Here is a 25,024-nt window from a genome sequence, read left to right as displayed (position 1 = left end):
GGCTTGCTCGCGAATGCGGTACCTCAGTCACAGATGTAGTGGCTGACACGCCGCATTCGCGAGCAAGCCCGCTCCCACATGGGTTTTGCGTTGCTTATAAGGTCAGGGTCAGGCGTTTTACCAATGCGCCCGGTAATAGATTCGACGAGGTATTGCGCTGGCTGTACGTACTCGCCGACAGCAGCAATTCCCGATCAGCGGTCAGCGCTTCCAGTTGCGAGCCCAGCAGGCTGTAAACGCTGTCATCAAAACGCATGGTGCTGACCGGCGCCTTGATCTCGCCGTCTTCGACCCAGAACGTGGCGAAGCGGGTCATGCCGGTCAGGCGTGCGGCGGGCTGGTCGGAGTAGTTCAGGTACCACAGGTTGCTGATGTACAAGCCGGTACCCAGTTGCTTGAGGATATCGGCCTGAGCCAGGTCGCCGGCGGCCATCTGCAGGGCGCTTGGAGATTCATCGCCGCTGGCGCCATTGGTGCTCAAGCCGTATTCGGCAGCACTGCGAGAGTTCACCAATTGGCCTTCAGCCTTGCCGGCATTGATCAGCTTCACATCACTGCGCGGATAGCCGTCACGGGAAAACGCCGAACTCAGGGAGCCGCTGACCTGTTCGTCCAGGGTCACCAGCGGGCTCAAGGACTGATCACCGCCATACAACCGTTGCAACGGACTGCCTTTGCTGGCGATGGCCTGGGCGGAAAACCCGCCCCAGGTCAGCATGCTGATGATCTCTTCCATGGCCGCCGGTGCCAGGTAGGCGCGGTATTGCCCCGGTGCCAGCGGGTGCAGCGGGCGACCAAGGTATTCCAGTTGCTCACGGGCCTGCTTGAAACGCTGCGCGAAGGCCACGCTGTCCCAATCGTTGCCGGCGTAGCTGGCTTTCACCGCTTCACCGTTGGCGTGGAACAGGCTGAAGTCGAAGTTGAAACTGTTGGCCTGGTGCCAGCCGAAGGCGCCTGATGAACTGGCGAAACCACGGCTGATAGGGCCGGCGGCGTAGAAGCCGACCATGTCCACACCTTCAGCGGCCAGGCTGACTGCTTCCAGCACCTGGGCCAGGTCCGGCAGTGGTCGGTCCTGCTGGTCCTTGTTTTGCCAGGCGTTGTGGTTGAGCAGCAGGTACGGATCCTGGGGCAACAACGGCAAGGTCTCGCGCAGTTGTTGCAGGCCGTCGGCCAGGCGCTGGCGATCCAGTTCAGGCTCGCCCGCCAGGGTGATACCGAGGTCGGCGTGGCGCCCGTCGTTGATCAGCTTCAGGTTCAGGCTGGCCTGTTGCACCTGGCCGGCCTGGCGCACTTTGCCGTGGTTGAAACGCACAAACTCGGAGGACTCGTCGGCGTAGCCGAGATGGAATTGTTCGTTGTCGGTGATGGCCTGCTTGAGCCAATCCACCAGGGCTTTGAAATTATTCATCAGGCGTCTCCCCCGAACACGTCCACGTTGCTGAACACACAGGCCGGCGACGCATGGCCGACGCGGATCACCTGGTTGGGTTCGCCCTTGCCGCAGTTCGGCGTGCCCAGCACCTTGAAGGTGCTGGCGTCGCCGACGGCGCTGAGGTTGCGCCAGAACTGCGCGGAAATCGCCCGGTAGTTGGGGTTCTTTACCACGCCTTTGAGTTCGCCGTTTTCAATCAACTGGCCCCACTCGCAGCCAAACTGGAATTTGTTGCGTGCATCGTCAATCGACCACGAACGGTTGGTGGACATCAGGATGCCGTTCTCGATGCCGCCAATCAGCTGCGCCATGTTCTGGTCGCCGGCCTCGATATTCAGGTTGGCCATGCGGTCGATCGGCGCGCGGTTCCAGCTGCAGGCGCGGCTGTTGGCCACGCCTTGCATGCCGGAGCGGTATTGCGACAACGCACCGCCCAACGGCTTGAGCAGCAAGCCTTCGCGGATCAGGAATTGTTTGCTGGCCTTCGTGCCGTCGTCGTCATGCCCATAGCTGGCGAGCTGCTCGGGAATGTCCGGATCGAAGGTCACGTTCAGCAGGTTGGAGCCGTATTGCAGGTGACCGAAATCGCTGGCCTTGACGAAGCTGGTGCCGGCGTAATTGCGCTCGTCGCCCAGGATGCGGTCGAGTTCCAGCGGGTGGCCGATGGATTCGTGGATCTGCAGGATCATCTGGTCGGGCATCAGCAGCAGGTCGCGCGGGCCCTGGGGTGTGTTCGGTGCCAGCAGCAGTTGCAGCGCCTGGTCGGCAATCTGCGGCGCGGCGCCCACCAGGCCGAAGCGGCTGATCACGTCAAAGCCGCCTTGCTGGCCGAAGTTGGTGCCGCCCAGGGTGCGGGTCTGGCTGTCATTGCCGTCGTAGGCCGTGACGTTGACACCCGGGAACACAAACCGCTGGGCCTGGCGCAGTTCGGCGCCGGCGCTGTTGAGGTAGATCTGTTCGACGTGGGTGGTGCCCAGGCTGACTTCCCAGTTCACCAGGCGCTCGTCCTTGGGCACGGCGGCCGATTCGGCGCCGAGCAGTTGGTAGCAGTCGCTCAGGGACGGGAAGGGCTGGTCGAGGCTCGGCGACAGGTAGTCGGCAATGTCGCTGGACACTGGCTGGTCGCGCAGGTCGAGCAGGGCGTGGGGCTTGATGAGCCGGGCTTGCTGTTCGGCGCGCTCAAGGGCGGCTTGCAGGCCGGGCAGGGAAATGTCGTGGGTGGCGGCGTAGGCTTCGACGCCATTGAGGCGCACGGTGAGCATCGCGCCTTCGTCCTGGCTGAGGTGTGGCGGCTCGGCGACGTTCTTGCGTACCGACAGGTACTGGCCGGACTCGCGGACGTAGCGCAGGGAAAAGAATTCGGCGGTAGTGCGCAGGGCACTGAACTGCTTTTTGAGTGTGGCGTGGTGTTCGAACATGGGGCCTTCCTTGTGGGCGGCTCGGCGCGGGCAGGCAAACAGAGTAGGCCTGGGCTGGGAGCTGATCAAGGAAAGTGTAGGCGGGCGGGAGGTCTTGCGGTGTCAGATCGGGCCTCTTCGGGAGCAAGCCCCCTCCCACATTTGATCGGGTTCACACGGTCAAAAATGTGGGAGCGGGCTTGCTCGCGAAGGGAGCACCTCGGTCCATCAGTTACTGCGCAGTAGGACCTACTTCACGCATCGGCTTGCCACGCACCGGCGCATCGCCTGCCACGTAGTAATCCGCAGTGCTGCGCGGCAGTGGCTTGCGGCCACGGATCTTGTCGGCGATTTTCTCGGCGATCATGATCGTCGGCGCGTTCAGGTTGCCGGTGGTGATGATCGGCATGATCGACGCGTCAACTACCCGCAGACCCTGCATGCCATGCACACGGCCTTCGGCGTCAACCACGGCCATCTCGTCGGTGCCCATCTTGCACGAGCAGGACGGGTGGAACGCGGTCTCGGCGTGCTCGCGGATAAATTTATCCAGTTGCTCGTCGGTCTGCACGTCGATGCCCGGGCTGATTTCGCGGCCACGGTATTGGTCGAGTGCCGGCTGTTGCATGATTTCACGGGTCAGGCGGATGCCGTCACGGAATTCCTGCCAGTCCTGTTCGGTGGCCATGTAGTTGAAGAGGATGCTCGGGTATTCCCGTGGGTTCTTCGACTTCAGCTGCACGCGGCCACGGCTCGGCGAACGCATGGAACCCATGTGCGCCTGGAAACCGTGCTCTTTCACACCGTTGCTGCCGTTGTAGTTAATCGCTACCGGCAGGAAGTGATACTGGATGTTCGGCCAATCGAATTCTTCACGGGTACGGATGAAACCGCCCGCTTCGAACTGGTTGCTGGCGCCGATGCCGGTGCCGTTGAACAGCCACTCGGCACCAATGGCCGGCTGGTTGTACCAGAGCAGCGACGGGTACAGCGAGACCGGTTGGGTGCAGGCGTATTGCAGGTATAGCTCAAGGTGATCCTGCAGGTTTTCGCCGACGCCTGGCAGGTCGTGGACCACCGGGATGTCGAGGCTTTCCAGCAGCTTCGCCGGGCCGACGCCGGAGCGTTGCAGCAGTTGCGGCGAAGCGATTGCGCCGCTGCACACCAGGACTTCCTTGCGGGCACGGGCTTCAACGCGTTCTTCAGCGGCACCGATCAGGTAACGCACGCCGACGGCGCGCTTGCCTTCGAACAGGACTTTGTCGGTCAGGGCGTGGGTGACGATGGTCAGCGTCGAGCGCTTCTTGGCCGTGTCCAGGTAACCGCGAGCGGTGCTGGCGCGACGACCGTTTGGCGTCACGGTACGGTCCATCGGGCCGAAGCCTTCCTGCTGGTAGCCGTTCAAGTCTTCGGTACGTGGGTAACCGGCCTGTACGCCGGCTTCAACCATCGCGTGGAACAGCGGGTTGTTGCCGGCCTTTGGCGTGGTCACGCTGACCGGGCCGTCTCCACCGTGGTAGTCGTTCGGGCCGATGTCGCGGGTTTCGGCTTTACGGAAATACGGCAGGCAGTCCAGGTAGGTCCAGTCTTCCAGGCCCGGCAGTTTCGACCAGTTGTCGTAGTCCATCGCGTTGCCGCGGATGTAGCACATGCCGTTGATCAGCGAGGAGCCGCCGAGGCCCTTGCCGCGACCGCATTCCATCCGGCGGCCGTCCATGTGTGGCTCTGGATCGGTTTCGTAGGCCCAGTTGTAGCGGCGGCCTTGCAGCGGGAATGCCAGGGCGGCTGGCATCTGGGTACGAAAATCGAAACGGTAGTCCGGGCCGCCGGCTTCCAGCAGCAGGACGGTGACGCCTTCGTCTTCGGTCAGACGGGTCGCCAGGGTGTTACCGGCGGAGCCGGCACCCACAATGATGTAGTCGTATTCTTGGGACATTGAATGCACCCTCGTGAAAGTTGGTTCAGGCTGCTTTTGTGGCGAGGGAGCTTGCTCCCGTTCGACTGCACAGCAGTCGCAAAGTCAGCGCTCGAGTTCTGTCTGAAAGAACTGCGGTACCTGGCATGGGGCTGCTTCGCAGCCCGACGGGAGCAAGCTCCCTCGCCACATGGGCCATGCCAGGCTCAATCAGGTTTTAGAACACCGAGGCGTAGTCGCCCAGCTCAACCTGTACCGATTTGATGCGAGTGAAGTTGTTCAGCGAGCTGATCCCGTTTTCACGGCCCACGCCCGACTGCTTGTAGCCGCCCACCGGCATCTTCGCGTCGGACTCGCCCCAGGCGTTGATCCAGCAGATACCGGCTTCCAGCTGATGAATCACGCGGTGGGCGCGGTTCAGGTCCTTGGTCACCAGGCCAGCGGCCAGGCCGAAGTCGGTGTCGTTGGCGCGGCGGATCACTTCTTCTTCGGTGTCGTAGGTGAGGATGCTCATCACCGGGCCGAAGATTTCTTCACGGACGATGGTCATTTCGTCGGTGCAGTCAGTGAACACGGTCGGGGCCACGTAGGCACCCTTGGCGAATTCACCGTCGGTCAGACGGTCGCCGCCGCACAGCACGCGGGCGCCTTCTTCTTTACCTTTGGCGATGTAGCCGAGCACGCTTTCCATGTGGGCGAAGCTGACCAGCGGGCCGAAGTTGGTGTTTTCATCTTCCGGGTTGCCGATGCGGATGCGGGCAACGCGCTCGGCGATCTTGGCTTCGAACGCGCCTTTGAGGGCGGTCGGAACGAACACGCGGGTGCCGTTGGTGCAGACCTGGCCCGAGCTGTAGAAGTTGGCCATCATCGCGATGTCGGCGGCGCGGTCGAGGTCGGCGTCGTCGAAAATGATCAGCGGGGATTTGCCGCCCAGTTCCATGGTGACTTCCTTGAGCGAAGAGCTCGAAGCGCTGGCCATGACTTTCTTGCCGGTGTCGGTGCCGCCGGTGAAGGAGACTTTCTCGATGCGCGGGTGTTCGGTCAGCCAGGTGCCGACTTCACGGCCGCTGCCGGTCAGGACGTTGAACACGCCATCCGGAACGCCGGCGGCGGTGTAGATTTCAGCCAGTTTCAGGGTGGTCAGCGAGGTGACTTCGCTTGGCTTGAAGATCATCGCGTTACCGGCCGCCAGGGCAGGTGCGGATTTCCACAGGGCGATCTGGATCGGGTAGTTCCATGCGCCGATACCGGCCACGACGCCCAGCGGCTCGCGACGGGTGTAGACGAACGAGGTGTCACGCAGCGGGATCTGCTCGCCTTCGATGGCGGGCACCAGGCCTGCGTAGTATTCCAGCACGTCAGCGCCGGTGACGATGTCGACGTATTGGGTTTCGGAATACGGCTTGCCGGTGTCCAGGGTTTCCAGGGCGGCCAGTTCGTCGTTGCGCTCACGCAGGATGTCGACGGCACGACGCAGGATGCGCGAACGCTCCATGGCAGTCATGGCGGCCCAGATTTTCTGGCCCTTTTCGGCGCTGACCACAGCGCGCTCGACGTCTTCTTTGGTAGCGCGTTGCACGTTGGCGAGAACTTCACCGTTAGCCGGGTTGATGGCTTCGAAAGTGGCATCGCTGCCAGCGTCGGAGTAGCCGCCGTCAATGTAGAGTTTTTGCAGTTCGAAACGGGCCATAAAGTCCTCGCAAGTGCATTAGTGGTTGGCGCGGTTCGGGAGTTGAGCGTTTATGTGTGCTCTAACTCACCTGCTTGGCCAATTGGAAATCCATGTATTCGTAAGCGATCCGTTGCGCCTGCTCCGTGTCGAAAGCGTCTCCCGACAGGGCGCCGCGCAACCACAAACCGTCGATCAGGGCCGCCAGGCCTCGGGCTGCGCTGCGTGCCTCGGGCAACGGCAACGCTCGGCGGAACTGGCAACACAGGTTGGAATACAGACGGTGATCGTTGATCCGCTGCAGCCTGTGCAATGACGGGTGGTGCATGCTGGTGGCCCAGAAGGCCAGCCAGGTTTTCATAGCCGGGCCGTTGACTTGGCTGGCGTCGAAGTTGCCTTCGATGATCACCTGAAGATGGGCCCGCGGGCTGTCATCTTTCAGCGCCAACCGGCGCTCGGTGACGTTCTCGATCAGCACGTTCATCAGGTACCGCATCGTGGCGGCGATCAGGCCATTCTTGTCCTGAAAATAGTGACTGATGATGCCATTCGAGACACCGGCCAGACGGGCGATCAGCGCAATGCTGGCATCCCCCATTCCGACCTGATCGACGGCCGTCAATGTGGCTTCGATCAACTGCTGGCGGCGTATGGGTTGCATACCGACCTTGGGCATCGTGCACCTCTCCTTAGGCCTGCCAACGGGCGATAAACGTCCGTCGGCTTGAGGGCCAGTCTATTTTGTTTTGATTGAACGTTCAATCAACAAAGAATAAGATCTGCGACAAATGGTCGCTGCCTACAGGTATTTCCTACGTGCATGTGGCGCCACCTGACATCGGGAAAACCCATGAAACAGCCCGGCACAGCGGTTCGCCGGGGGTTTATGGTTTTTCGGGGTGTCTTTATACACCCGTCCGTCGACTGCCGAAAAATCGATGGCTCGGGTCAAGCGTTGCCTTGTGTTTCTCTGCACTGCCCGGAGCATCTGTGCCATGAGTTCTGCCTCTCTTATAAAGACCCCGCCAGAAAAGGTGCGGGTCAACGGTTGGGTGTTCTACACCTCCACCGCGCTGATTCTGTTGTTGACCGCGATTCTGATCATCGCCCCGCAGGAAGCCGGCAGGATGCTCGGTGTGGCCCAAGCCTGGTTGTCGAAAAGCTTTGGCTGGTACTACATGGTCGTGATCGCCGCCTACCTGGTGTTTGTGGTGGGCCTGGCGTTTTCGTCCTATGGCAAATTGAAACTGGGCAGCAAGGACGACACCCCGGACTTCAGCTACGGCGCCTGGGCCGGCATGCTCTTCTCGTCGGGCATCGGCATCTCGCTGCTGTACTTCGGCGCCTCCGAGCCGCTGGACCACTACTTCAACCCGCCTGAAGGCGCATCGGCCACCGGCGAAGCTGCACGCCAGGCGTTGCAGTTGACGTTCCTGCACTGGGGCCTGCACGGCTGGGCGATCTACGCACTGGTCGGCTTGGCCGTGGCGTACTTTGCCTACCGTCATAACCAGCCGCTGGCCCTGCGCTCGGCGCTGTACCCGCTGGTGGGCGAGCGTTGGGTCAAAGGTGCGGCCGGTCACGCGGTAGACGGCTTCGGCATGTTCGTAACGCTGCTGGGCCTGGTGACGAACCTGGGGATTGGTTCGATGCAAGTGTCCTCCGGGTTGGAAAACCTGTTCGGCATGGAACACAGCAACACCAACCTGCTGATCGTGATCATCGTGATGAGCACCGTGGCGACCATTGCCGCCGTGTCGGGTGTGGAGAACGGCATTCGCCGCCTGTCCAACCTGAACATCGTGCTGTTCAGCGGCCTGCTGATTTTCGTATTGCTGTTTGGCCCGACTTTGCACTTGCTCAACGGCTTCGTGCAGAACATCGGCGACTACATGAACGGCATCGTGCTGAAGACCTTCGACCTGTACGTGTACGAAGGCGACGCCGACAAGACCGAACGCTGGATGGGCCTGTGGACCCTGTTCTACTGGGCCTGGTGGATTTCCTGGGCGCCATTCGTGGGCATGTTCATCGCGCGTATTTCCCGTGGTCGCACGGTGCGTGAACTGGTGGCCGGCGTGCTGCTGATCCCGCTGGGCTTCACCCTGGCGTGGCTGTCGATCTTCGGCAACTCGGCCCTGGACCTGGTGGTGAACCATGGCGCGGTGGAGTTGGGCAAGACGGCGCTGGAACAGCCGTCCATGGCGATCTACCAACTGCTTGAGCATTACCCGGCGTCGAAAATCGTCATCGGTGTGTCGATCTTCGTGGGCTTCGTACTGTTCCTGACCCCGGCGGATTCCGGCGCGGTGATGATGGCGAACCTGTCCTGCAAGGGCGGCAACGTTGACGAAGATGCGCCGCACTGGCTGCGGATTTTCTGGTCGGCGGTGATCACCCTGGTGACCATCGGCCTGCTGTTCGCCGGTAACTTCGAAGCCATGCAAACCATGGTGGTGCTGGCGGGCTTGCCGTTCTCGGTGGTGCTGGTGTTCTTCATGTTCGGCCTGCACAAGGCGATGCGCCAGGACGTGGCGATCGAGTTGGAGCAGGCGCAGTTGGCCGAGCGTGGTCGGCGTGGTTTCAGCGAGCGTTTGACTGCCCTGGACCTGCAACCGAGCCAGGGTACCGTGCAACGCTTTATGGACAAGCACGTCACGCCGGCGCTGGAAGAAGCGGCGACTGCGTTGCGTGACCAGGGGCTGGAAGTGCAGACCCTGCTGGGCAAATCCAAGCGCTGCATTGGTGTGCGCATCGAGATGCAAGAGGGCAATCCGTTTGTCTACGAGGTCAGCCTGGATGCTTATTCGTCGGCACCGAACGACTTGCCCGAGGAAGAACGCACGCGCTACTACCGCGCCGAGGTTTACCTGCACAACGGGCCTCAGGAATACGACCTGATGGGCTTCACCCAGGAGCAGATCACCCGGGACGTGCTCGATCAGTTTGAAAGCCATCGGCAGCTCCTTGGCCGTGTCTATAGCTGAGTGTTGAAAGGACAGGTGGTGTCGTTACTGACACCACCTGAGCAAAATGTGGGAGCGGGCTTGCTCGCGAATGCGCAGTGTCAGTCAGTACATCTGACACTGATACACCGCATTCGCGAGCAAGCCCGCTCCCACATTTTTTTTGCGGTGTCTGTTAGCCCAGGTTCTTGCCCAAGAGGGCGTGATAGAGCTCGCTGTCACCCAGAATCCCCACCACCTTGTTGTTGTCCTGCAGCACCAGCTTGTTCCCTGTCTGATACCGAATCTGCAACGCCTCACGCATCCCGATATTCGAATCCACCAGCGTCGGCATCCGGCCCAGGCCCTCCACCGATTGCCCCGGTGCCCAGTTCTGCAGGTTCAGCACCGAACCGTTCTGCCGCGCGCCCTTGATGGTGTTGCCTTCGGCCAGGTCCAGCCACGAGTCACCGCCCGGGTCCAGGCTGATGGAGCCGTTGACGTGGGTGCAGTTATCCACCGTGCGCATCAGGCTGCGGCCACACAGCACATTCAGCGGGTTGGTGTGGGCCACGAAGGTCCGCACATAGTCATCCGCCGGGTTCAGCACGATCTCTTCCGGCACGCTGTACTGGATGATCCGGCCGTCTTTCATGATCGCGATGCGGCTGCCGAGTTTCAGCGCCTCATCCAGGTCGTGGCTCACGAATACGATGGTCTTGCTCAGCTTGCGTTGCAGCTCCAGCAACTCATCCTGCAAGCCCTGGCGGATCAGCGGGTCGAGTGCCGAGAAGGGTTCGTCCATCAACAGGATATCGGCGTCCATCGCCAATGCGCGGGCCAGGCCGACACGCTGCTGCATGCCACCGGAAAGCTCGTCGGGCTTCTTGTTGCGCCACTGCGACAGGCCCACCAGTTCCAGCTTGTCGTCCACCAGCTTGCGTCGTTCTTTCTCCGGGCGGCCCTGCATCTCCAGGCCGAAGCTGATGTTCTCGCGCACCGTCAGCCAGGGCATCAGGGCGAACTTCTGGAACACCATGGCGATGCGCTGGGTGCGCATCATTTTCAGCTCGGCGGGGGTGCAGGATGCGATGTCGATCTGGCGACCTTCATGCTCCACAAACAGCTTGCCGCGGCTGACGGTGTTCAAGCCATTGATGCAGCGCAACAAGCTCGACTTGCCCGAGCCGGACAGGCCCATCAGCACGCAGATCTCGCCTTTCTCGACATCCAGGCTGGCGTTTTCAACGCCGACAATCTGCCCGGTCTTTTTCAGGATCTCGTTGCGCGTCATGCCCTGGTCCAGCAGCTTGAGCGCCTCGCGTGGGTCTTTGGAGAAGATCACGTCGACATTTTCGAATCGGATAATGCTCATGCATCACCCCCTACTTTGGCGTCGGGTTGTTTGCAGATGCGGTCGAGCATGATGGCCAGCAGTACGATCGCCAGGCCGGCTTCAAAGCCCAGGGCGATGTCGGCGGTGTTCAGCGCGTTGACCACCGGTTTGCCGAGGCCGTCGGCGCCCACCAGGGCCGCGATCACCACCATCGACAACGACAGCATGATGCATTGGGTAATGCCGGCGGCGATGCTCGGCATGGCGTGGGGCAGTTCGATCCGCGAGAGCAACTGACGGCGCGAGCAGCCAAAGGCCTTGCCGGCGTCCATCAACTCTTGCGGCACATCACGGATACCCAGGTAAGTCAGACGGATAGGCGCGGCAATCGCAAACACCACCGTGGAAATCAGCCCGGGCACCACACCCAGCCCGAAGAGGGTCAGGGTAGGGATGAGGTAGACGAAGGTCGGTACGGTCTGCATCAGATCGAGCACCGGCCGCATCAGGGTGTAGAACATCGGTTTGTGCGCGGCAACAATGCCCAGCGGCACCCCGATCACCACGCAGACCAGGGTGGCGAACAGCACTTGCGCCAGGGTCTCCATGGTTTCCTGCCAGTACCCCAGGTTGAGGATCAGCAGGAAGGAGGCGATGACAAAAACGGTCAGGCCCCATTTGCGTTGAATGAAGTGAGCGAGCAGCGCAATCAGACCGATCAATGCCAGTGGATTGAACCAGGTCAGCGCGAACGTCACGCCGTGGATCATCGTTTCCAGGGTCGATGCGATTGCGTCGAAGTAGGCGGCCCCGTGTTGGGTCAACCACTCAACGAAGGCAGCGATGTACTGGCCTAGCGGGATTTTATGTTCAGTCAGCATGGTAGTGAATGTCCACATGCGAAGAGGAAAAACATCCCGGGCCAGCGTACCGGCCCGGGGTCAGCGGTTACTTGGCGAGGTAAGCTTTGACGGCCTCCAATCCTGGTTTGCCATCGACCGTGGTGACACCGGCGAGCCAGGTGTCGAGCACTTGCGGGTTCTTCTTCAGCCACGCCTTGGCGGCGGCGTCAGGCTTCATTTTGTCGTCCAGGACATTACCCATCAGGGTGCTTTCCATGTTCAGGGTGAACGACAGGTTTTTCAGCAACTGGCCCACGTTGCTGCATTCCTGGGTGTAGCCCTTGCGGACGTTGGTGTAGATGGTGGCCTGGCCGTAGTTGGGGCCGAATGAATCATCACCCCCGGTCAGGTACTTCATCTTGAAGCGGGTGTTCATCGGGTGCGGTTCCCAGCCGAGGAACACGATGGCCTGGTCGCGCTTGGTGGCGCGTTCCACCTGCGAAAGCATCCCGGCTTCGCTGGATTCGACCACTTTGAAACCGGCGGTTTTCAGGCCGAAAGCGTCCTTGTCGATGAGGGTCTGGATGGTCCGGTTGCCGTCGTTGCCCGGCTCGATCCCGTAGATCTTGCCGCCCAGCTCATCCTTGAATTTGACGATGTCGGCGAAGTCTTTCAGGCCCTTGTTGTACAGCGCTTCCGGTACGGCCAGGGTGTACTTGGCGTTTTCCAGGTTGGCGCGCACGGTTTCCACGGTGCCGGCATCACGGTACTGCTTGATGTCGTTTTCCATGGTCGGCATCCAGTTGCCGAGGAAGATGTCCATGTTCTTGCCGTCGGCCAGGGACTTGTAGGTCACTGGTACTGAAATCATCGTGGTGCGGGGTTTGTAGCCGAGGCCCTTGAGGACTTCGCTGGTGGTGGCGGTGGTGACGGTGATGTCGGTCCAGCCGACATCGGAGAAGTTGACGGTCTGGCATTGCGCCGGTTCTGCAGCGTGAGCCACGACTGGCAGACTCAGCATGGCGGCCAACAACAACGACGGGGAACCTTTCATGGGGGTGGACTCCTGGTGTTTTTCTGGCGGCAATAACACCGCGCTTATAAGTGTTGCGGTTGGGCGTGCGGCACAGCTCTGCCACGCAACTGTGCAAACGAGTCGAGACTGATCATGTACCAGTGAAAATCTGACGCCTACAGGGGGCGTCGTATCCAGTACAGGGATGGTCGTATCCAGTGTCGGTGACGTCGCTTACAGATTTTTTCCACGGCAAAACTGCACTTTTTACCGATCTGCACCGCAAAAAACGGCCAAAACGTCGCCTTCCACAACAGCGGCGCTGATGAGCATGGGTACGTCGGTGTGAGACGCCGTGAGCGCCAACAAAAGCTTGATGATGGCCGCATCTGGGCGGATTGCGACATGAGCGTAGCAGCTCCGTCACCAGGCGTTATGTGCGCCTGGCCTGTGCTCATCGAGGAGTTTCACGGCAATGGCTATCAGCGTTTTCGACCTGTTCAAGATCGGCATTGGGCCTTCGAGTTCTCACACCGTCGGCCCCATGCGCGCCGCGGCGTTGTTCGTTCAAGGATTACGTGAACGTGATGTGTTGGAACAAGTCAGGCGCGTCGAAGTTCAGCTGTATGGCTCCTTATCGGCCACGGGCATCGGTCACGGCAGCGACAACGCGGTGATCATGGGCCTGATGGGCGAGTGGCCGGACGCGATCGATCCGTCACAGATCGGCATCCGCATCGAAACCCTGCGCGAGACCAACACCCTGCTGCTGGACGCACGTTTGCCGGTGCCTTTCTTATGGGCGCGGGACATGCGCCTGATCGACGAAAACCTGCCGTTCCACCCCAATGCCATGACCCTGGTGGTGTTTGGTGATAACGGCGAGCTGCACCGCGACACCTACTACTCGGTGGGCGGCGGATTCGTGGTGGATGAAGCCCAGGCCAACAGCGGCGTGGCGGACATGGACCGCACCGAGCTGCCCTATGATTTTTCCAGTGCGGTGGAACTGCTGCAGCTGTGCAAGACCCACAACCTGCGCGTCGCTGAGCTGATGTTGGCGAACGAAAAAACCTGGCGCTCGGAAGAAGAAATCCGCAGCGGCCTGATGAAGCTTTGGCGCGCCATGCAGGATTGCGTGGAGCAAGGCCTAAAGCACGAAGGCATCCTTCCCGGCGGTCTCAATGTTCGGCGGCGTGCAGCCAAGTTGCACCGCAGCTTGCAGGAGCTGGGCAAGCCGAACGTGATCGGCTCGACCTTGAGCGCGATGGAATGGGTCAACCTGTTCGCCCTGGCGGTGAATGAAGAAAACGCCGCCGGCGGGCGCATGGTCACGGCACCGACCAACGGCGCGGCGGGGATCATCCCGGCGGTGCTGCACTACTTCATGAAGTTCAGCGAAGAAGTGACCGAGGCCAACGTGGTCGACTATTTCCTCGGCGCGGCGGCGGTGGGCATCCTGTGTAAGAAGAACGCGTCGATCTCGGGTGCCGAAGTCGGCTGCCAGGGTGAAGTCGGCTCGGCGTGCGCCATGGCGGCGGCGGGGTTGGCGGAGATCCTCGGGGCTACGCCGGAGCAATTGTGCAACGCGGCGGAGATCGGACTGGAGCACAACCTCGGCCTGACCTGCGACCCGGTAGGCGGGCTGGTGCAGGTGCCGTGCATCGAGCGTAATGCGATTGCCGCGGTGAAGGCGATCAACGCGGCGCAGATGGCGCTGCGGGGGGATGGCCAGCACTTCATCTCGCTGGACCGGGTGATCCGCACCATGCGCGATACCGGGGCGGATATGCATGACAAGTACAAGGAAACATCGCGGGGTGGGTTGGCGGTGAGTGCGGTGGAGTGTTGATCCGGAAAGACCGCGTCGCCTGCATTCGCGAGCAAGCCCGCTCCCACATTCGACCGAGTTCCTACTGAAAAAACGCGGTCAAGTGTGGGAGCGGGCTTGCTCGCGAATGCGGTAGACCGGGCAACACTGCTCATAAAGTGAACACCAGAACCAAAAGCGCCACCTTTTAGCGCGTCGCAATTAGATAAGTAGCTCCCGAACGATTTCCCCTCATGACCATCGGTCACCCGTGCTTGTGGTGACAGACTTTTCCCACGTCGTTTCTCTCCCTTCCCACAAGTGCTACCGATCTGCTCACACACCTTGAGCCTGCGTTCTCTCACGTCTTTTCTGGGTCATATCCCCCACTCCATGCGCGGGCTTATATAGACACGTCATGAGGTCGTTTTCAGGAGTTATTGAATACGCATTCAACTTTAGGCATGGCATTTGCTCTATCAATACAAAGCCTCTCGCCATAGGAGTTTCCTTAAGGCGATGAGCGCAATAACAAGAGCCTCGCCTGAGGCCATCACCCGCTTTGTGTGAGGAGATACCGCGATGACGTCGTTCAACTCCGGGGCTCAACCCCAGAACCGTGCGCCTCAATCCATCGGCTTTTTGCTGCTGGACAATTTCACGCTGATTTCCCTGGCCTCCGCAGTCGAACCCCTGCGCATGGCCAACCAACTCTCCGGCCGCGAGCTGTATCGCTGGACGACGTTGAGTGTGGACGGAAACCAGGTGTGGGCCAGCGACGGTCTGCAAATCACCCCCGATGCTTCCATGCACAAAGCTCCGGCCCTGGACACCGTGATCGTCTGTGGCGGCGTGGGTATCCAGCGCACCGTGACCCGTGAACATGTGTCGTGGCTGCAAAGCCAGGCGCGCCAATCCCGTCGCCTTGGCGCGGTGTGCACCGGCAGCTGGGCCCTGGCCTGCGCCGGCCTGCTGGACGGTTTTGATTGCAGCGTGCACTGGGAATGCCTGGCGTCGATGCAGGAAGCCTTTCCCCGCGTGGCCATGAGCACCCGCCTGTTCACCCTCGACCGCAACCGCTTCACCAGCTCCGGCGGCACCGCGCCGCTGGACATGATGCTGCACCTGATCAGCCGTGACCACGGCCGTGAGTTGTCGGCGGCGATCTCCGAGATGTTTGTGTACGAGCGCATCCGCAACGAACAGGATCACCAGCGTGTGCCGCTCAAGCACATGCTTGGCACCAACCAGCCGAAGTTGCAGGAAATCGTCGCGCTGATGGAGGCCAACCTGGAAGAGCCGATCGACCTCGATGAACTGGCGGTGTACGTCGCGGTTTCCCGGCGTCAACTGGAGCGCTTGTTCCAGAAATATCTGCACTGTTCGCCGTCGCGCTACTACCTCAAGTTGCGCCTGATCCGTGCGCGGCAGTTGCTCAAGCAAACGCCGATGTCGATCATCGAAGTGGCGTCGGTGTGCGGGTTTGTCTCCACGCCGCACTTCTCCAAGTGCTACCGCGAATACTTCGGCATTCCGCCGCGGGATGAGCGTGTGGGTTCCAACACCACGCAGCAGGTGGCGATGATGCCGATTCCGCAGGCGCTGGTGTTGTCACCGTTGTCCGGGCCGTTGTCGGCGTTGAGCCAGGCCAGGAATGAGTCGACTTTCGCGAGTGTAAGGCTTTAGACCGAGTCGCCTGCATTCGCGAGCAAGCCCGCTCCCACACTTGACCGCGTTTTTTCAGTAGGAACGCGGTCGAATGTGGGAGCGGGCTTGCTCGCGAATGCGGTATATCAGGCGCCAGAGTTCTGCCGAAATTGCACCAAGGCCGGCAGCAACTGCTTGTCGATCGCCTGCCTCACCGCCGGCAAGATCGTCGCGCTGCCGGTGTACATCTGCTCAACCATACCCTTGAGCGCCTTGGCCCGCGCCGCGCTCAAGCCGCGCACCGCACACTCGCAAGCCTGCTCGGCGGTAGCGCCGCTGGATACCTCGAAACCCAACGACCGCAGCTGGCCCAGCAGGTCATCCTGGTCAATCAAATCCGCGTGCATCATGACGTTAATCCTTGTTAGGGGAGCGGGGGATTGAGGTCGATTCTGGTAGGCCATCACCGAGTCGGCAAGGCCTGAATGCATGAATGTCCGGCACACCTATGAACAGGTCGTTTTCGGCTAACTCGCAAGGCAGGGGAGTGTGCACACTGACACCAAGCAAGCAGCTTGAAGGTTTGGTCACCCTCGGGATGCGCAGCTCACACAAAGCGCTCTGCCCCGATCCTGTCACGGCTGAATCGGGGCTTTTTTTGAGCTGAAATTTGAGGTGAAGCTGCTGGCCTCTTCGCGAGCAAGCCCGCTCCCACAGTTGACCGCGTTTTTTCAGGAGGAACTCGGTCAACTGTGGGAGCGGGCTTGCTCGCGAAGGGCGCGCCTCGGTCTACCGCTGCAACACCAATATCCGCGACAACAACTCATCGCGGTCGATATAGCAGCCCTGGAAATGCCGCGCGCCGGACGCCGGATCAAACGCATTGCGCGCATGCAGGGTCCGGCGATTATCAAAGCACCACAGCTCGCCCGGATTCAGACGTTTGACCAGTCGAAAACGCTCCTCCCGGGTCATCGCAATAAACCGGCGATAGGCGCGATAGAGCAACGGCATCTGCTCTGCAGGCGCCTCAAACGGCCCGCGCAGAAAGTTGGCCATGCGAATCTCGACGACTTCACCCAAGGCATCCAGAGCGATGATCGGCGCCAGCCGGCGATAGTCGCTGTGACGGTCCTTGTTGCGAAACTCCACCGGGATCTCGCACAACGCGCGAAAGGCTTCCGGATCTTCATCGCGCAATGCCCGGGCAATCGCAAAACCGTCGACAAAAATACTCTCGCCCCCGTCGGCGTCGTTCACCAGGCAATGCAAGAACTGCAGCCCGGGTTGCAGCTCCCGCGTCGGCAAATCACTGTGCAGCGGCAGGTTGAATGCCGTGTAGGCGTTGCTGTCGGCATCGGCCTTGGACTGCACGTTGAACAGCACGCCGAAGTTGCTCTCGCGGATGAACGAAATGCGCTTGGCGATCAGCGCCAGCGAGCCAGGTTCGGTGGGCACACCGCGCACTTGGGTGAGGCCGCTGTCACGCAGGGCCAGCAGCCATTGCAGCAGGGCTTTCGGGTCTTCCATCAATGCCGCGTAGTCGAAGACGGGCAGCTCGAACCTGTGGTCCCACAGCAGGGATTTCGGTTTGGCAGCCCGGCGCTCCGCGCGTGATTCATCATCGTAGGCGTGCGCCCGCAACCATCCGGGATCGTATTGGCTGCGATGCCCGCCGCTCCATTCCACTGTCAGCAGACCCTGGTCGATACGCGCACTGAGGGCCGTGAGGTGTTCGTCCACATCGACGATTTCCAGCACCTGTTCACGGGTCACGCTGTAGACGCAAACAGGGCACGGGCAGTTGTCCCGCAGCCACTGGTGATGAAACGGGCTGACCCGCCCATCGGCCCATCGCACACTGAGGTGATCGCCGTGCACCTGCACATCGGCCAGGTCACTGATCAGTGGGTAAGTACGGAAGTCGGCAACAGCGGCGGCGGTTTGCATGGCGATTCCTTATTTTTGGGGTGGCAGTCCAATCACGCGGCCGAGCAGGGCGGGCTTCGGCAGGTCGGTTTGTTCGGCGCTGATGCTGGCGAGCTTGCCCAGCACCGCTTCACTGAATGGCGCCGAGTGCGGCCCGGCGAGGTCGACGTGGAGCAGCATCTGTTCGTTGCCCGCCAGCTCCTTTTCGTCGCCCACCAGGTGCAGGCTGTGATAGAGGTGCAGGCGCTTGCGGTCGTGGGCGATGAGTTGGGTGTGCACCTCGACGGCGGCGCCCAGTTTCACTTCGTGCAGGTAGTTGAGGTGCAACTCCAGGGTGAACAGCGAGTGGCCGCTGGCTTCGCGGTTTTCGCTGTCCAGGCCCAGGGTGTCCATCAGCGCATCGGTGGCGTAGCTGAAAATCAGCAGGTAGAACGCATCGCGCAGGTGGCCGTTGTAGTCGACCCACTCGGGGAGGATTTTGGTGGTGTAGGTGGTGAGTGCGGGCATGGTTCGGTTCCCGGTAGGTACGTGATCGTTCCCACGCTCTGCGTGGGAACGCCTCCTGTGACGCTCTGCGTCACGCGTTGGGACGCAGAGCGTCCTGGGCTGCATTCCCACGCAGAGCGTGGGAACGATCTTTACAGGGCTTATTCGGCGAAGGTCATACCGTGTTTTTCCTTGGTGATCTTCACCGCCTCCAGCACCGCCAGCAGGCAATCATCACGATAGCGCTCCAGCGCCGAAATGCTGTGCTTGCCCAACTGATCGCTGGTGCCGTCCACCACGTCGTCAATCAATTTGTCGGTCAATTCCGGCGCTGGCAGATAGGTCCACGGCAGCTGCAAGGCCGGGCCGAACTGCGCCATGAAGTGCCGCATCCCGGCATCACCGCCCGCCAGCGTATAGGTCAGGAACGTGCCCATGAACGACCAGCGCAAACCGGCGCCAAAGCGAATCGCATCATCGATCTCGCCGGTGGTTGCCACACCATCGTTCACCAGGTGCAACGCCTCACGCCACAGGGCTTCCAGCAGCCGGTCAGCGATAAAACCGGGCACTTCCTTACGCACATGCAAAGGGCGCATGCCGAGGGATTCGTACACTTTGATTGCTGCCTGAATCGCTTCCGGCGCAGTGTTTTTGCCGCCTACCACTTCCACCAGCGGCAACAGGTAAACCGGGTTGAACGGATGCCCCACCACGCAACGTTCCGGGTGCGTGGAGCCTTCATAAAACTCGCTCGGCAACAGCCCCGAAGTACTCGAACCAATCAACGCATTCGGCTTGGCCGCCGCGCTGATTTTGCTGTGTAACTCCAGCTTCAATTCCAGGCGTTCCGGGGCGCTTTCCTGGATGAAGTCAGCGTCTTTCACGCACTCTTCAATGGTGGCCACAAAGCGCAGGCGATCTTGCGAGGCACCCGGTGCAAGGCCTTGTTTTTCCAGGGCGGCCCAAGCATTCGCGACACGTTTGCGCAGGGCCGCTTCGGCGCCAGGCGCCGGGTCCCAGGCCACCACATCCAGGCCGTGAGCCAGGGCGCGGGATACCCAGCCACTGCCGATAACACCGCTGCCCAGCGCGGCGAAGGTTTTGATTTCAGTGATAAAGCTCATGGCAAATTCCTAAAGAGTTCGGTGATTCTGTGTGAGAGCCAAGATCAAAATGTGGGAGCGGGCTTGCTCGCGAAAGCGGTCTGTCAGTTGATGCATTCGGTGGCTGATCCCCCGCATTCGCGAGCAAGCCCGCTCCCACATTTGATTCGGTTCCTGCAGGGCGTCGTGCAGTGTGTTTTAGCCGCGCTTGGTCAGGCCCATCTTCACGCGGCCTTCGGCCGGGGTCATGACCCGCGCACCCAGGCGGCTGAGGATCTCGCTAGCGCGTTCCACCAACTGGCCGTTGGTCGCCAGCACGCCCTTGTCCAGCCACAGGTTGTCTTCCAGGCCGACTCGCACATTGCCGCCCAGCAGCACCGCTTGCGCCGCCATCGGCATCTGCATGCGACCAATGCCGAAGCCGGCCCACACCGCGTCAGCCGGCAGGTTGTCGACCATGGCTTTCATGGTGGTGGTGTCGGCCGGCGCGCCCCACGGGATGCCCAGGCACAGCTGGAACAACGGGTTGTCGAGCAAGCCTTCCTTGATCATCTGCTTGGCGAACCACAGGTGACCGGTGTCGAAAATCTCCAGCTCGGCTTTAACGCCCAGCTCTTGAATACGTTTGGCGCCAGCCCGCAGCTGGGCCGGGGTGGAGACGTAAATGGTGTCGCCGTCGCCAAAGTTCAGGGTGCCGCAGTCCAGGGTGCAGATTTCCGGCAGCAGCTCTTCCACGTGGGCCAGGCGGGTCAGCGGGCCCACCAGGTCGGTGTTGGGCCCGAATTCCATGGGGTTCTCGCCGCCACCGATTTCCAGGTCGCCACCCATGCCGGCGGTGAGGTTGACGATGATGTCGACGTCCGCCTCGCGGATGCGCTCCATCACTTCGCGGTACAGCGCCACGTCGCGGCTGAACTTGCCGGTCTCGGGGTCACGTACGTGGCAATGCACCACGGTGGCACCGGCCTTGGCTGCTTCCACCGCCGCGGCAGCGATTTGTTTCGGAGTGACCGGCACGTGAGGGCTTCTGGCGGTCGTGTCGCCAGCACCGGTGAGTGCGCAGGTGATGATGACGTCGTGGTTCATGAGGCAGGTTCCTTACAGGCGTGATTTTCAGGCGTAGTCATACCGTTCGCAGCCGGGAGCGGCTGCGAAACGGTGATTCAAGACAGGTTATTTGCTGGTCAATTGCAGGTTGGCTGCGGCGGGTTTGCCGTCGAAGGTGGTCACGCCTTCCAGCCAGCGCTGCTGGTCTTGCGGGTGATCCTTGAGCCATTGCCTGGCCGACTCGAAAGCGTCCTTGTGATCCAGCAGCGGCTGCATCATTCGGCTCTCGTCGGCGGCGGTGAAGGTCAGGTTGCTGAGCAACTTGTGCACGTTGGGGCATTGCTCGGCGTAGGTCGGCGAGGTGACGGACCACACGGTGGCCATGCCTTCGTTCGGGCCCAGCGCGTCATCACTGCCGGTGAGGTAAGTCATCGCCACGTTGACGTTCATCGGGTGCGGCGCCCAGCCGAAGAACACCACGGCCTCCTTGCGGCGCACGGCGCGGTCGACGGCGGCGAGCATGCCGGCCTCGCTGGATTCCACCAGTTGGAACTTGCCCAGGCCAAACTGATTCTTGGCGATCATCGCCTTGATCTGGGTGTTGGCGCCCGAGCCCGGTTCAATGCCGTAGATCTTGCCGCCCAGTTCTTTTTCAAACCTGGCGATGTCGGCGAAGGTCTTCAGGCCCTTGTCGGCCAGGTAAGTCGGCACCGCCAGGGTCGCGCGGGCGTCTTCCAGGGACGGCTTGTCGAGCACCTTGACCTGCTTGGCGTCGACAAACGGGGTGATGGTCTGGGTCATCAGCGGGTTCCAGTAGCCCAGGAACATGTCCAGGCGCTGGTCGCGAATACCGGCAAAGATGATTTGCTGGGACGCGCTGGTCTGTTTGGTCTTGTAGCCGAGGCCGTCGAGCAACACTTGAGTCATGGCACTGGTGGCGATTACGTCGGTCCAGTTCACCACGCCCATGCGCACGTTCTGGCAAGAAGCCGCATCGGCTGCCATGACGTTGGTGCTCAAAATGGCGCTGGCGCTGAGTGCGAGCACACAGCGGCTGATCAGTCGGTTCATGGTGGTTCCCTCGGCAGGTTGTTATTGTGGGTTCCGGCGTCTTTGTGCACCGTGCAGCCAAGTTACGCAGCTTGGTCCCCGACAAAACGCACGGCGGCGACCAGCTCTTGCACTGCAGCGACCTGCCCCCTTGAATGACCGATTGAACTGGCGTATCACAGTGACCACGCTGTCCGTCCTACGAGAGCGCTCCATGTCCCAGGATTTCTACTTTCTGCTGATGCCGGGCTTCTCCGCCATCGGCTTTATTTCCGCGATCGAACCTTTACGTGTCGCCAATCGTTTTCGCGGCGAGCTGTACCGCTGGCACGTCTTGAGCGCCGACGGCGGCGCGGTGCTGGCGAGCAATGGCATGTCGGTCAACGCCGACGCCGCGCTGGAGCCGCTGAAAAAAGGCTCGACCTTATTGGTGGTGGCCGGCTTCGAACCGCTGAAGTTCGCCACGCCCGCACTGGAACACTGGCTGCGTCGCCTTGATCACGACGGCGTGACCCTCGGCGCCATCGACACTGGCGCCTGCGTACTCGCCGAAGCCGGCCTGCTCGACGGCCACCGCCTGACCCTGCACTGGGAAGCCATCGACGCCTTCAAGGAATCTTATCCACAGCTGACGGTAACCCAGGAGCTGTTCGAGATCGACCGCCGGCGCATCACCTCGGCGGGCGGCACCGCCTCCATCGACCTGATGCTCGACCTGATCAGCCAGGCTCACGGGCCAGAGTTGGCGATCCAGGTGTCCGAGCAATTCGTGCTCGGCCGCATCCGCCCGCGCAAAGACCACCAACGCATGCAGATCGCCACGCGCTACGGCATCAACAACAAGAAGTTGGTGCAGGTGATTGGGGAGATGGAACAGCACACGGAACCGCCGTTGAGCACACTGGCGCTGGCGGAGGCGATCAAGGTCACGCGGCGGCAGTTGGAGCGCTTGTTTCGGCTGCACCTGAACGACACACCGAGCAACTTCTACCTGGGTTTGCGCCTGGAAAAGGCTCGGCAGTTGTTGCGCCAGAGCGACCTGAGCGTGCTGGAGGTGAGCATCGCCTGCGGGTTTGAGTCGCCGTCGTATTTCACCCGCAGCTACCGGGCAAGGTTTGCCAAGTGCCCAAGGGAAGATCGGCGCCGGGAAGCGGTATGAGCACTGCTCTTGAGAACAATACAGATCAAATGTGGGGGCGGGCTTGCTCGCGAAAGCGGTGGATCAGTCGGTACATGTATTGACTGACACACCGCATTCGCGAGCAAGCCCGCTCCCACGGGGGATGTGCGATGTAGCTTATTTCTTCAGCAGGGCTGAACACGCGGCTTTGAAGGCCTCATGCTGATACTTGTTCAGCGTCGCCGGCAGGGCAAAGTCGTGTTTCTTGTTCTGCGCATTGATGGTCTGCGGCGACAGCAGCGTCACTTCAACGCCCTCCAGCAACTGAAACACACCTTCAATCTTGAACGTAGTCGGGCCACCGGCGAACTCGCCTTTCTTGCTGCGCTTCTTGATGGCGATGCGGCTGATGCCGTTTTCCCGCACAAACGCGCTGACCTGAGCGGCGAAGGCCTTGACGTTGGCCGCCTCATCATCGTCTTCAAGGGCGATTTTCTTGGTGGCCAGAGCGACGTGGCCCAATGCCTGACCGTCGAGCGAGGCGACAGCAATAATGGCTTCGCTGCCTTTGATTTCGATGCCGCAGATTGTCATGAATAGCCTTGGTTCTGAGTAGAGAGTGGAGGGGATTGTCGCTTATTCCTGCCCAATCGACTCCAAAAACTCCGACCGTTCATCACTCATCCGCGCCAGACAATCATTCTGCTGGATCGCATATGCCTTGCTTCCCGCCACTGCCGGGAAGGTATCTACAGCGCAATCCGCATCCCGTAACTTTTCCCACTTCTGCTGGGCATCCTTCAGACGAGCGGTAATGTCCGCCAGCTGCGTCTTATTGCTGCCATAGGTCGAACCCATGCGTTCCAGCAGCCCCTGGTAGTTATCCTTGAGCAGTTGTTCGGCGGTGGTTTTGTTGTAGGTGGCGCATTCCAGGGTTTGCTTGTCGTTCTCGATGCCATCGCAAGGCGTGCTGTCGGTGTCTTCAGCGGCGTGTGCGCCGGTTGCGATGAGTGCCAAAGCCAGGAAAATCGATTTCATTGCGCCGTCTCATATCAGTTGATGAGCAAATTCTGGCTCAAGCGTAAGACAAAGAACAGACACCCGTCAGAGATGTCATGTTGGCCTTTGTCGCGGATTGACGCTTTCGGCAATTCCCTTGTCGTTTTTGCACCCGGCTCCTTCTGCCCCGGGGCATATGCTGGCCCCAAAGCGCCGGCAGACGATTCGGCGCATGAATCGCCAATAAGGGGACGCCTGATGAGCCCAGCCGAATTGCACGCCGACAGCATCGTTATCGACGGGCTGATCATTGCCAAGTGGAACCGCGACCTGTTCGAAGACATGCGCAAGGGTGGCCTCACCGCTGCCAACTGCACCGTGTCGGTATGGGAAGGGTTCCAGGCCACCATTAACAACATCGTGGCCAGCCAGACCCTGATTCGCGAAAACAGCGACCTGGTGATCCCGGTGAAAACCACCGCCGATATCCGTCGCGCCAAGGAACAGGGCAAGACCGGCATCATCTTCGGCTTCCAGAACGCCCACGCGTTTGAAGACCAGCTCGGCTACGTCGAGATCTTCAAGCAGCTCGGGGTTGGCGTGGTGCAGATGTGCTACAACACCCAGAACCTGGTGGGCACCGGCTGCTATGAGCGCGATGGCGGCCTGTCGGGCTTCGGTCGCGAGGTCGTCGCCGAGATGAACCGCGTCGGCATCATGTGCGACTTGTCCCACGTGGGCTCCAAGACCTCCGAAGAAGTCATCCTCGAATCGAAAAAGCCGGTGTGCTACTCCCACTGCCTGCCTTCAGGCCTCAAAGAGCACCCGCGCAACAAGTCCGATGAAGAGCTGAAGTTCATCGCCGACCACGGCGGCTTTGTCGGCGTGACCATGTTCGCGCCGTTCCTGGCCAAGGGCATCGACTCGACCATCGACGACTACGCCGAAGCCATCGAGTACACCATGAACATCGTGGGCGAAGACGCCATCGGCATCGGCACCGACTTCACCCAGGGCCATGGCCAGGATTTCTTCGAAATGCTGACCCACGACAAGGGCTACGCCCGCCGCCTGACCAGCTTCGGCAAGATCATCAACCCGCTGGGCATCCGCACCGTGGGCGAGTTCCCGAACCTCACCGAGACCCTGCTCAAGCGCGGCCATCCCGAGCGCGTGGTGCGCAAGATCATGGGCGAAAACTGGGTCAACGTCCTGAAGGACGTCTGGGGCGAATAAGCCACCACTCACGCCTCTTTTCCCCCAACCTTATGCGTCG

21 protein-coding genes are annotated in these 25,024 nt (G+C 61.0%); 5 read left to right on the top strand and 16 right to left on the bottom strand.

What is annotated here, in order from left to right; all coding sequences use genetic code 11:
- Positions 1 to 94: 94 nt before the first annotated feature.
- The 5 genes from HX824_RS07890 to betI form a co-directional block, all read right to left on the bottom strand.
- Entirely contained in the window at positions 95 to 1,411 is a 1,317-nt protein-coding gene (locus HX824_RS07890) for a TldD/PmbA family protein (RefSeq protein WP_177020219.1), read from the bottom strand.
- Positions 1,411 to 2,853 carry a TldD/PmbA family protein gene (locus HX824_RS07885; RefSeq protein WP_102370072.1) on the bottom strand — a complete coding sequence of 481 codons (1,443 nt, stop codon included), beginning with the start codon at positions 2,851 to 2,853 and terminating at the stop codon, positions 1,411 to 1,413. The genes HX824_RS07890 and HX824_RS07885 overlap by 1 nt, the downstream gene beginning before the upstream one ends.
- A 211-nt stretch (positions 2,854 to 3,064) precedes the next feature.
- Entirely contained in the window at positions 3,065 to 4,768 is a 1,704-nt protein-coding gene (gene betA / locus HX824_RS07880; protein WP_087693216.1) for a choline dehydrogenase, read from the bottom strand.
- Positions 4,769 to 4,964: 196 nt separating this feature from the next.
- On the bottom strand, positions 4,965 to 6,437 hold the full coding sequence (gene betB / locus HX824_RS07875) for a betaine-aldehyde dehydrogenase (RefSeq protein ID WP_003216900.1): 1,473 nt from the start codon (positions 6,435 to 6,437) through the stop codon (positions 4,965 to 4,967).
- Positions 6,438 to 6,498: 61 nt separating this feature from the next.
- Positions 6,499 to 7,092 (bottom strand): transcriptional regulator BetI, encoded by a 594-nt coding sequence (betI, locus tag HX824_RS07870; protein WP_003216902.1) that lies wholly within the window; start codon positions 7,090 to 7,092, stop codon positions 6,499 to 6,501.
- A 376-nt stretch (positions 7,093 to 7,468) separates the two neighbouring features.
- Here betI and HX824_RS07865 point away from each other — a divergent pair, with 376 nt between their 5' ends.
- On the top strand, positions 7,469 to 9,403 hold the full coding sequence (locus HX824_RS07865; RefSeq protein ID WP_371135988.1) for a BCCT family transporter: 1,935 nt from the start codon (positions 7,469 to 7,471) through the stop codon (positions 9,401 to 9,403).
- A gap of 154 nt (positions 9,404 to 9,557) precedes the next feature.
- On the opposite strand, the gene choV is transcribed toward HX824_RS07865, so the two are convergent.
- The 3 genes from choV to HX824_RS07850 form a co-directional block, all read right to left on the bottom strand.
- The gene (choV, locus tag HX824_RS07860) at positions 9,558 to 10,736 is read right to left on the bottom strand and encodes a choline ABC transporter ATP-binding protein (RefSeq protein ID WP_003216907.1); all 1,179 of its coding nucleotides are present in this window, start codon (positions 10,734 to 10,736) and stop codon (positions 9,558 to 9,560) included.
- Positions 10,733 to 11,578, bottom strand: coding sequence for a choline ABC transporter permease subunit (gene choW / locus HX824_RS07855; protein WP_003216909.1), 846 nt, complete (start codon positions 11,576 to 11,578; stop codon positions 10,733 to 10,735). Before choW ends, choV begins: the two co-directional genes overlap by 4 nt.
- 67 nt (positions 11,579 to 11,645) lie before the next feature.
- Entirely contained in the window at positions 11,646 to 12,593 is a 948-nt protein-coding gene (locus tag HX824_RS07850; protein ID WP_003216912.1) for a choline ABC transporter substrate-binding protein, read from the bottom strand.
- 436 nt (positions 12,594 to 13,029) lie between these two features.
- Between HX824_RS07850 and HX824_RS07845 the strand changes: the two genes are divergently transcribed.
- Positions 13,030 to 14,406: an L-serine ammonia-lyase gene (locus HX824_RS07845; RefSeq protein WP_008434038.1), complete on the top strand. Its 1,377-nt coding sequence runs from the start codon at positions 13,030 to 13,032 to the stop codon at positions 14,404 to 14,406.
- A gap of 540 nt (positions 14,407 to 14,946) precedes the next feature.
- On the top strand, positions 14,947 to 16,050 hold the full coding sequence (locus HX824_RS07840; protein ID WP_003216915.1) for a GlxA family transcriptional regulator: 1,104 nt from the start codon (positions 14,947 to 14,949) through the stop codon (positions 16,048 to 16,050).
- 107 nt (positions 16,051 to 16,157) lie between these two features.
- Here the strand turns inward: HX824_RS07840 and HX824_RS07835 are convergent, their stop codons facing one another.
- The 6 genes from HX824_RS07835 to HX824_RS07810 form a co-directional block, all read right to left on the bottom strand.
- Positions 16,158 to 16,421, bottom strand: coding sequence for a hypothetical protein (locus HX824_RS07835; RefSeq protein ID WP_003216918.1), 264 nt, complete (start codon positions 16,419 to 16,421; stop codon positions 16,158 to 16,160).
- Positions 16,422 to 16,800: 379 nt separating this feature from the next.
- Positions 16,801 to 17,961 (bottom strand): gamma-butyrobetaine dioxygenase, encoded by a 1,161-nt coding sequence (locus HX824_RS07830; protein WP_177054416.1) that lies wholly within the window; start codon positions 17,959 to 17,961, stop codon positions 16,801 to 16,803.
- Between the two features lie 9 nt (positions 17,962 to 17,970).
- A complete protein-coding gene (locus HX824_RS07825) occupies positions 17,971 to 18,447 on the bottom strand; it encodes a thioesterase family protein (protein ID WP_008430629.1) in 477 nt (158 codons plus the stop codon).
- A gap of 140 nt (positions 18,448 to 18,587) precedes the next feature.
- Positions 18,588 to 19,553, bottom strand: a complete 966-nt coding sequence (locus HX824_RS07820; protein ID WP_177050232.1) for an L-carnitine dehydrogenase — start codon at positions 19,551 to 19,553, stop codon at positions 18,588 to 18,590.
- A 177-nt stretch (positions 19,554 to 19,730) separates the two neighbouring features.
- A complete protein-coding gene (locus HX824_RS07815) occupies positions 19,731 to 20,618 on the bottom strand; it encodes a 3-keto-5-aminohexanoate cleavage protein (protein WP_003216924.1) in 888 nt (295 codons plus the stop codon).
- An 87-nt stretch (positions 20,619 to 20,705) separates the two neighbouring features.
- Positions 20,706 to 21,650 carry a choline ABC transporter substrate-binding protein gene (locus HX824_RS07810; protein WP_003216926.1) on the bottom strand — a complete coding sequence of 315 codons (945 nt, stop codon included), beginning with the start codon at positions 21,648 to 21,650 and terminating at the stop codon, positions 20,706 to 20,708.
- Between the two features lie 193 nt (positions 21,651 to 21,843).
- Between HX824_RS07810 and HX824_RS07805 the strand changes: the two genes are divergently transcribed.
- Positions 21,844 to 22,788 (top strand): GlxA family transcriptional regulator, encoded by a 945-nt coding sequence (locus tag HX824_RS07805; protein WP_003216927.1) that lies wholly within the window; start codon positions 21,844 to 21,846, stop codon positions 22,786 to 22,788.
- A 138-nt stretch (positions 22,789 to 22,926) separates the two neighbouring features.
- Here HX824_RS07805 and HX824_RS07800 read toward each other — a convergent pair whose 3' ends face one another.
- On the bottom strand, positions 22,927 to 23,343 hold the full coding sequence (locus HX824_RS07800; RefSeq protein WP_177054415.1) for a DUF3010 family protein: 417 nt from the start codon (positions 23,341 to 23,343) through the stop codon (positions 22,927 to 22,929).
- 42 nt (positions 23,344 to 23,385) lie between these two features.
- Positions 23,386 to 23,787: a lysozyme inhibitor LprI family protein gene (locus HX824_RS07795; protein WP_177054414.1), complete on the bottom strand. Its 402-nt coding sequence runs from the start codon at positions 23,785 to 23,787 to the stop codon at positions 23,386 to 23,388.
- A 219-nt stretch (positions 23,788 to 24,006) separates the two neighbouring features.
- Here HX824_RS07795 and HX824_RS07790 point away from each other — a divergent pair, with 219 nt between their 5' ends.
- Complete coding sequence (locus tag HX824_RS07790) at positions 24,007 to 24,984, top strand: dipeptidase (protein WP_003216932.1); 978 nt, start codon at positions 24,007 to 24,009, stop codon at positions 24,982 to 24,984.
- The last annotated feature ends 40 nt before the right edge of the window (positions 24,985 to 25,024 follow it).

This window comes from Pseudomonas sp. D4002 (assembly GCF_013385665.1).
Classification (GTDB): Bacteria; Pseudomonadota; Gammaproteobacteria; order Pseudomonadales; family Pseudomonadaceae; genus Aquipseudomonas.
Note: the sequence above shows the minus strand (reverse complement) of the source record. Positions and strands in the feature narration are given on the sequence as shown.

Excerpts from the sequence above, each read along its gene's own strand:
- HX824_RS07890 (WP_177020219.1), bottom strand. The coding sequence starts at position 1,411 with ATGAATAATTTCAAAGCCCTGGTGGATTGGCTCAAGCAGGCCATCACC.
- HX824_RS07885 (WP_102370072.1), bottom strand. The coding sequence starts at position 2,853 with ATGTTCGAACACCACGCCACACTCAAAAAGCAGTTCAGTGCCCTGCGC.
- betA (WP_087693216.1), bottom strand. The coding sequence starts at position 4,768 with ATGTCCCAAGAATACGACTACATCATTGTGGGTGCCGGCTCCGCCGGT.
- betB (WP_003216900.1), bottom strand. The coding sequence starts at position 6,437 with ATGGCCCGTTTCGAACTGCAAAAACTCTACATTGACGGCGGCTACTCC.
- betI (WP_003216902.1), bottom strand. The coding sequence starts at position 7,092 with ATGCCCAAGGTCGGTATGCAACCCATACGCCGCCAGCAGTTGATCGAA.
- choV (WP_003216907.1), bottom strand. The coding sequence starts at position 10,736 with ATGAGCATTATCCGATTCGAAAATGTCGACGTGATCTTCTCCAAAGAC.
- choW (WP_003216909.1), bottom strand. The coding sequence starts at position 11,578 with ATGCTGACTGAACATAAAATCCCGCTAGGCCAGTACATCGCTGCCTTC.
- HX824_RS07850 (WP_003216912.1), bottom strand. The coding sequence starts at position 12,593 with ATGAAAGGTTCCCCGTCGTTGTTGTTGGCCGCCATGCTGAGTCTGCCA.
- HX824_RS07845 (WP_008434038.1), top strand. The coding sequence starts at position 13,030 with ATGGCTATCAGCGTTTTCGACCTGTTCAAGATCGGCATTGGGCCTTCG.
- HX824_RS07840 (WP_003216915.1), top strand. The coding sequence starts at position 14,947 with ATGACGTCGTTCAACTCCGGGGCTCAACCCCAGAACCGTGCGCCTCAA.
- HX824_RS07835 (WP_003216918.1), bottom strand. The coding sequence starts at position 16,421 with ATGATGCACGCGGATTTGATTGACCAGGATGACCTGCTGGGCCAGCTG.
- HX824_RS07830 (WP_177054416.1), bottom strand. The coding sequence starts at position 17,961 with ATGCAAACCGCCGCCGCTGTTGCCGACTTCCGTACTTACCCACTGATC.
- HX824_RS07825 (WP_008430629.1), bottom strand. The coding sequence starts at position 18,447 with ATGCCCGCACTCACCACCTACACCACCAAAATCCTCCCCGAGTGGGTC.
- HX824_RS07820 (WP_177050232.1), bottom strand. The coding sequence starts at position 19,553 with ATGAGCTTTATCACTGAAATCAAAACCTTCGCCGCGCTGGGCAGCGGT.
- HX824_RS07815 (WP_003216924.1), bottom strand. The coding sequence starts at position 20,618 with ATGAACCACGACGTCATCATCACCTGCGCACTCACCGGTGCTGGCGAC.
- HX824_RS07810 (WP_003216926.1), bottom strand. The coding sequence starts at position 21,650 with ATGAACCGACTGATCAGCCGCTGTGTGCTCGCACTCAGCGCCAGCGCC.
- HX824_RS07805 (WP_003216927.1), top strand. The coding sequence starts at position 21,844 with ATGTCCCAGGATTTCTACTTTCTGCTGATGCCGGGCTTCTCCGCCATC.
- HX824_RS07800 (WP_177054415.1), bottom strand. The coding sequence starts at position 23,343 with ATGACAATCTGCGGCATCGAAATCAAAGGCAGCGAAGCCATTATTGCT.
- HX824_RS07795 (WP_177054414.1), bottom strand. The coding sequence starts at position 23,787 with ATGAAATCGATTTTCCTGGCTTTGGCACTCATCGCAACCGGCGCACAC.
- HX824_RS07790 (WP_003216932.1), top strand. The coding sequence starts at position 24,007 with ATGAGCCCAGCCGAATTGCACGCCGACAGCATCGTTATCGACGGGCTG.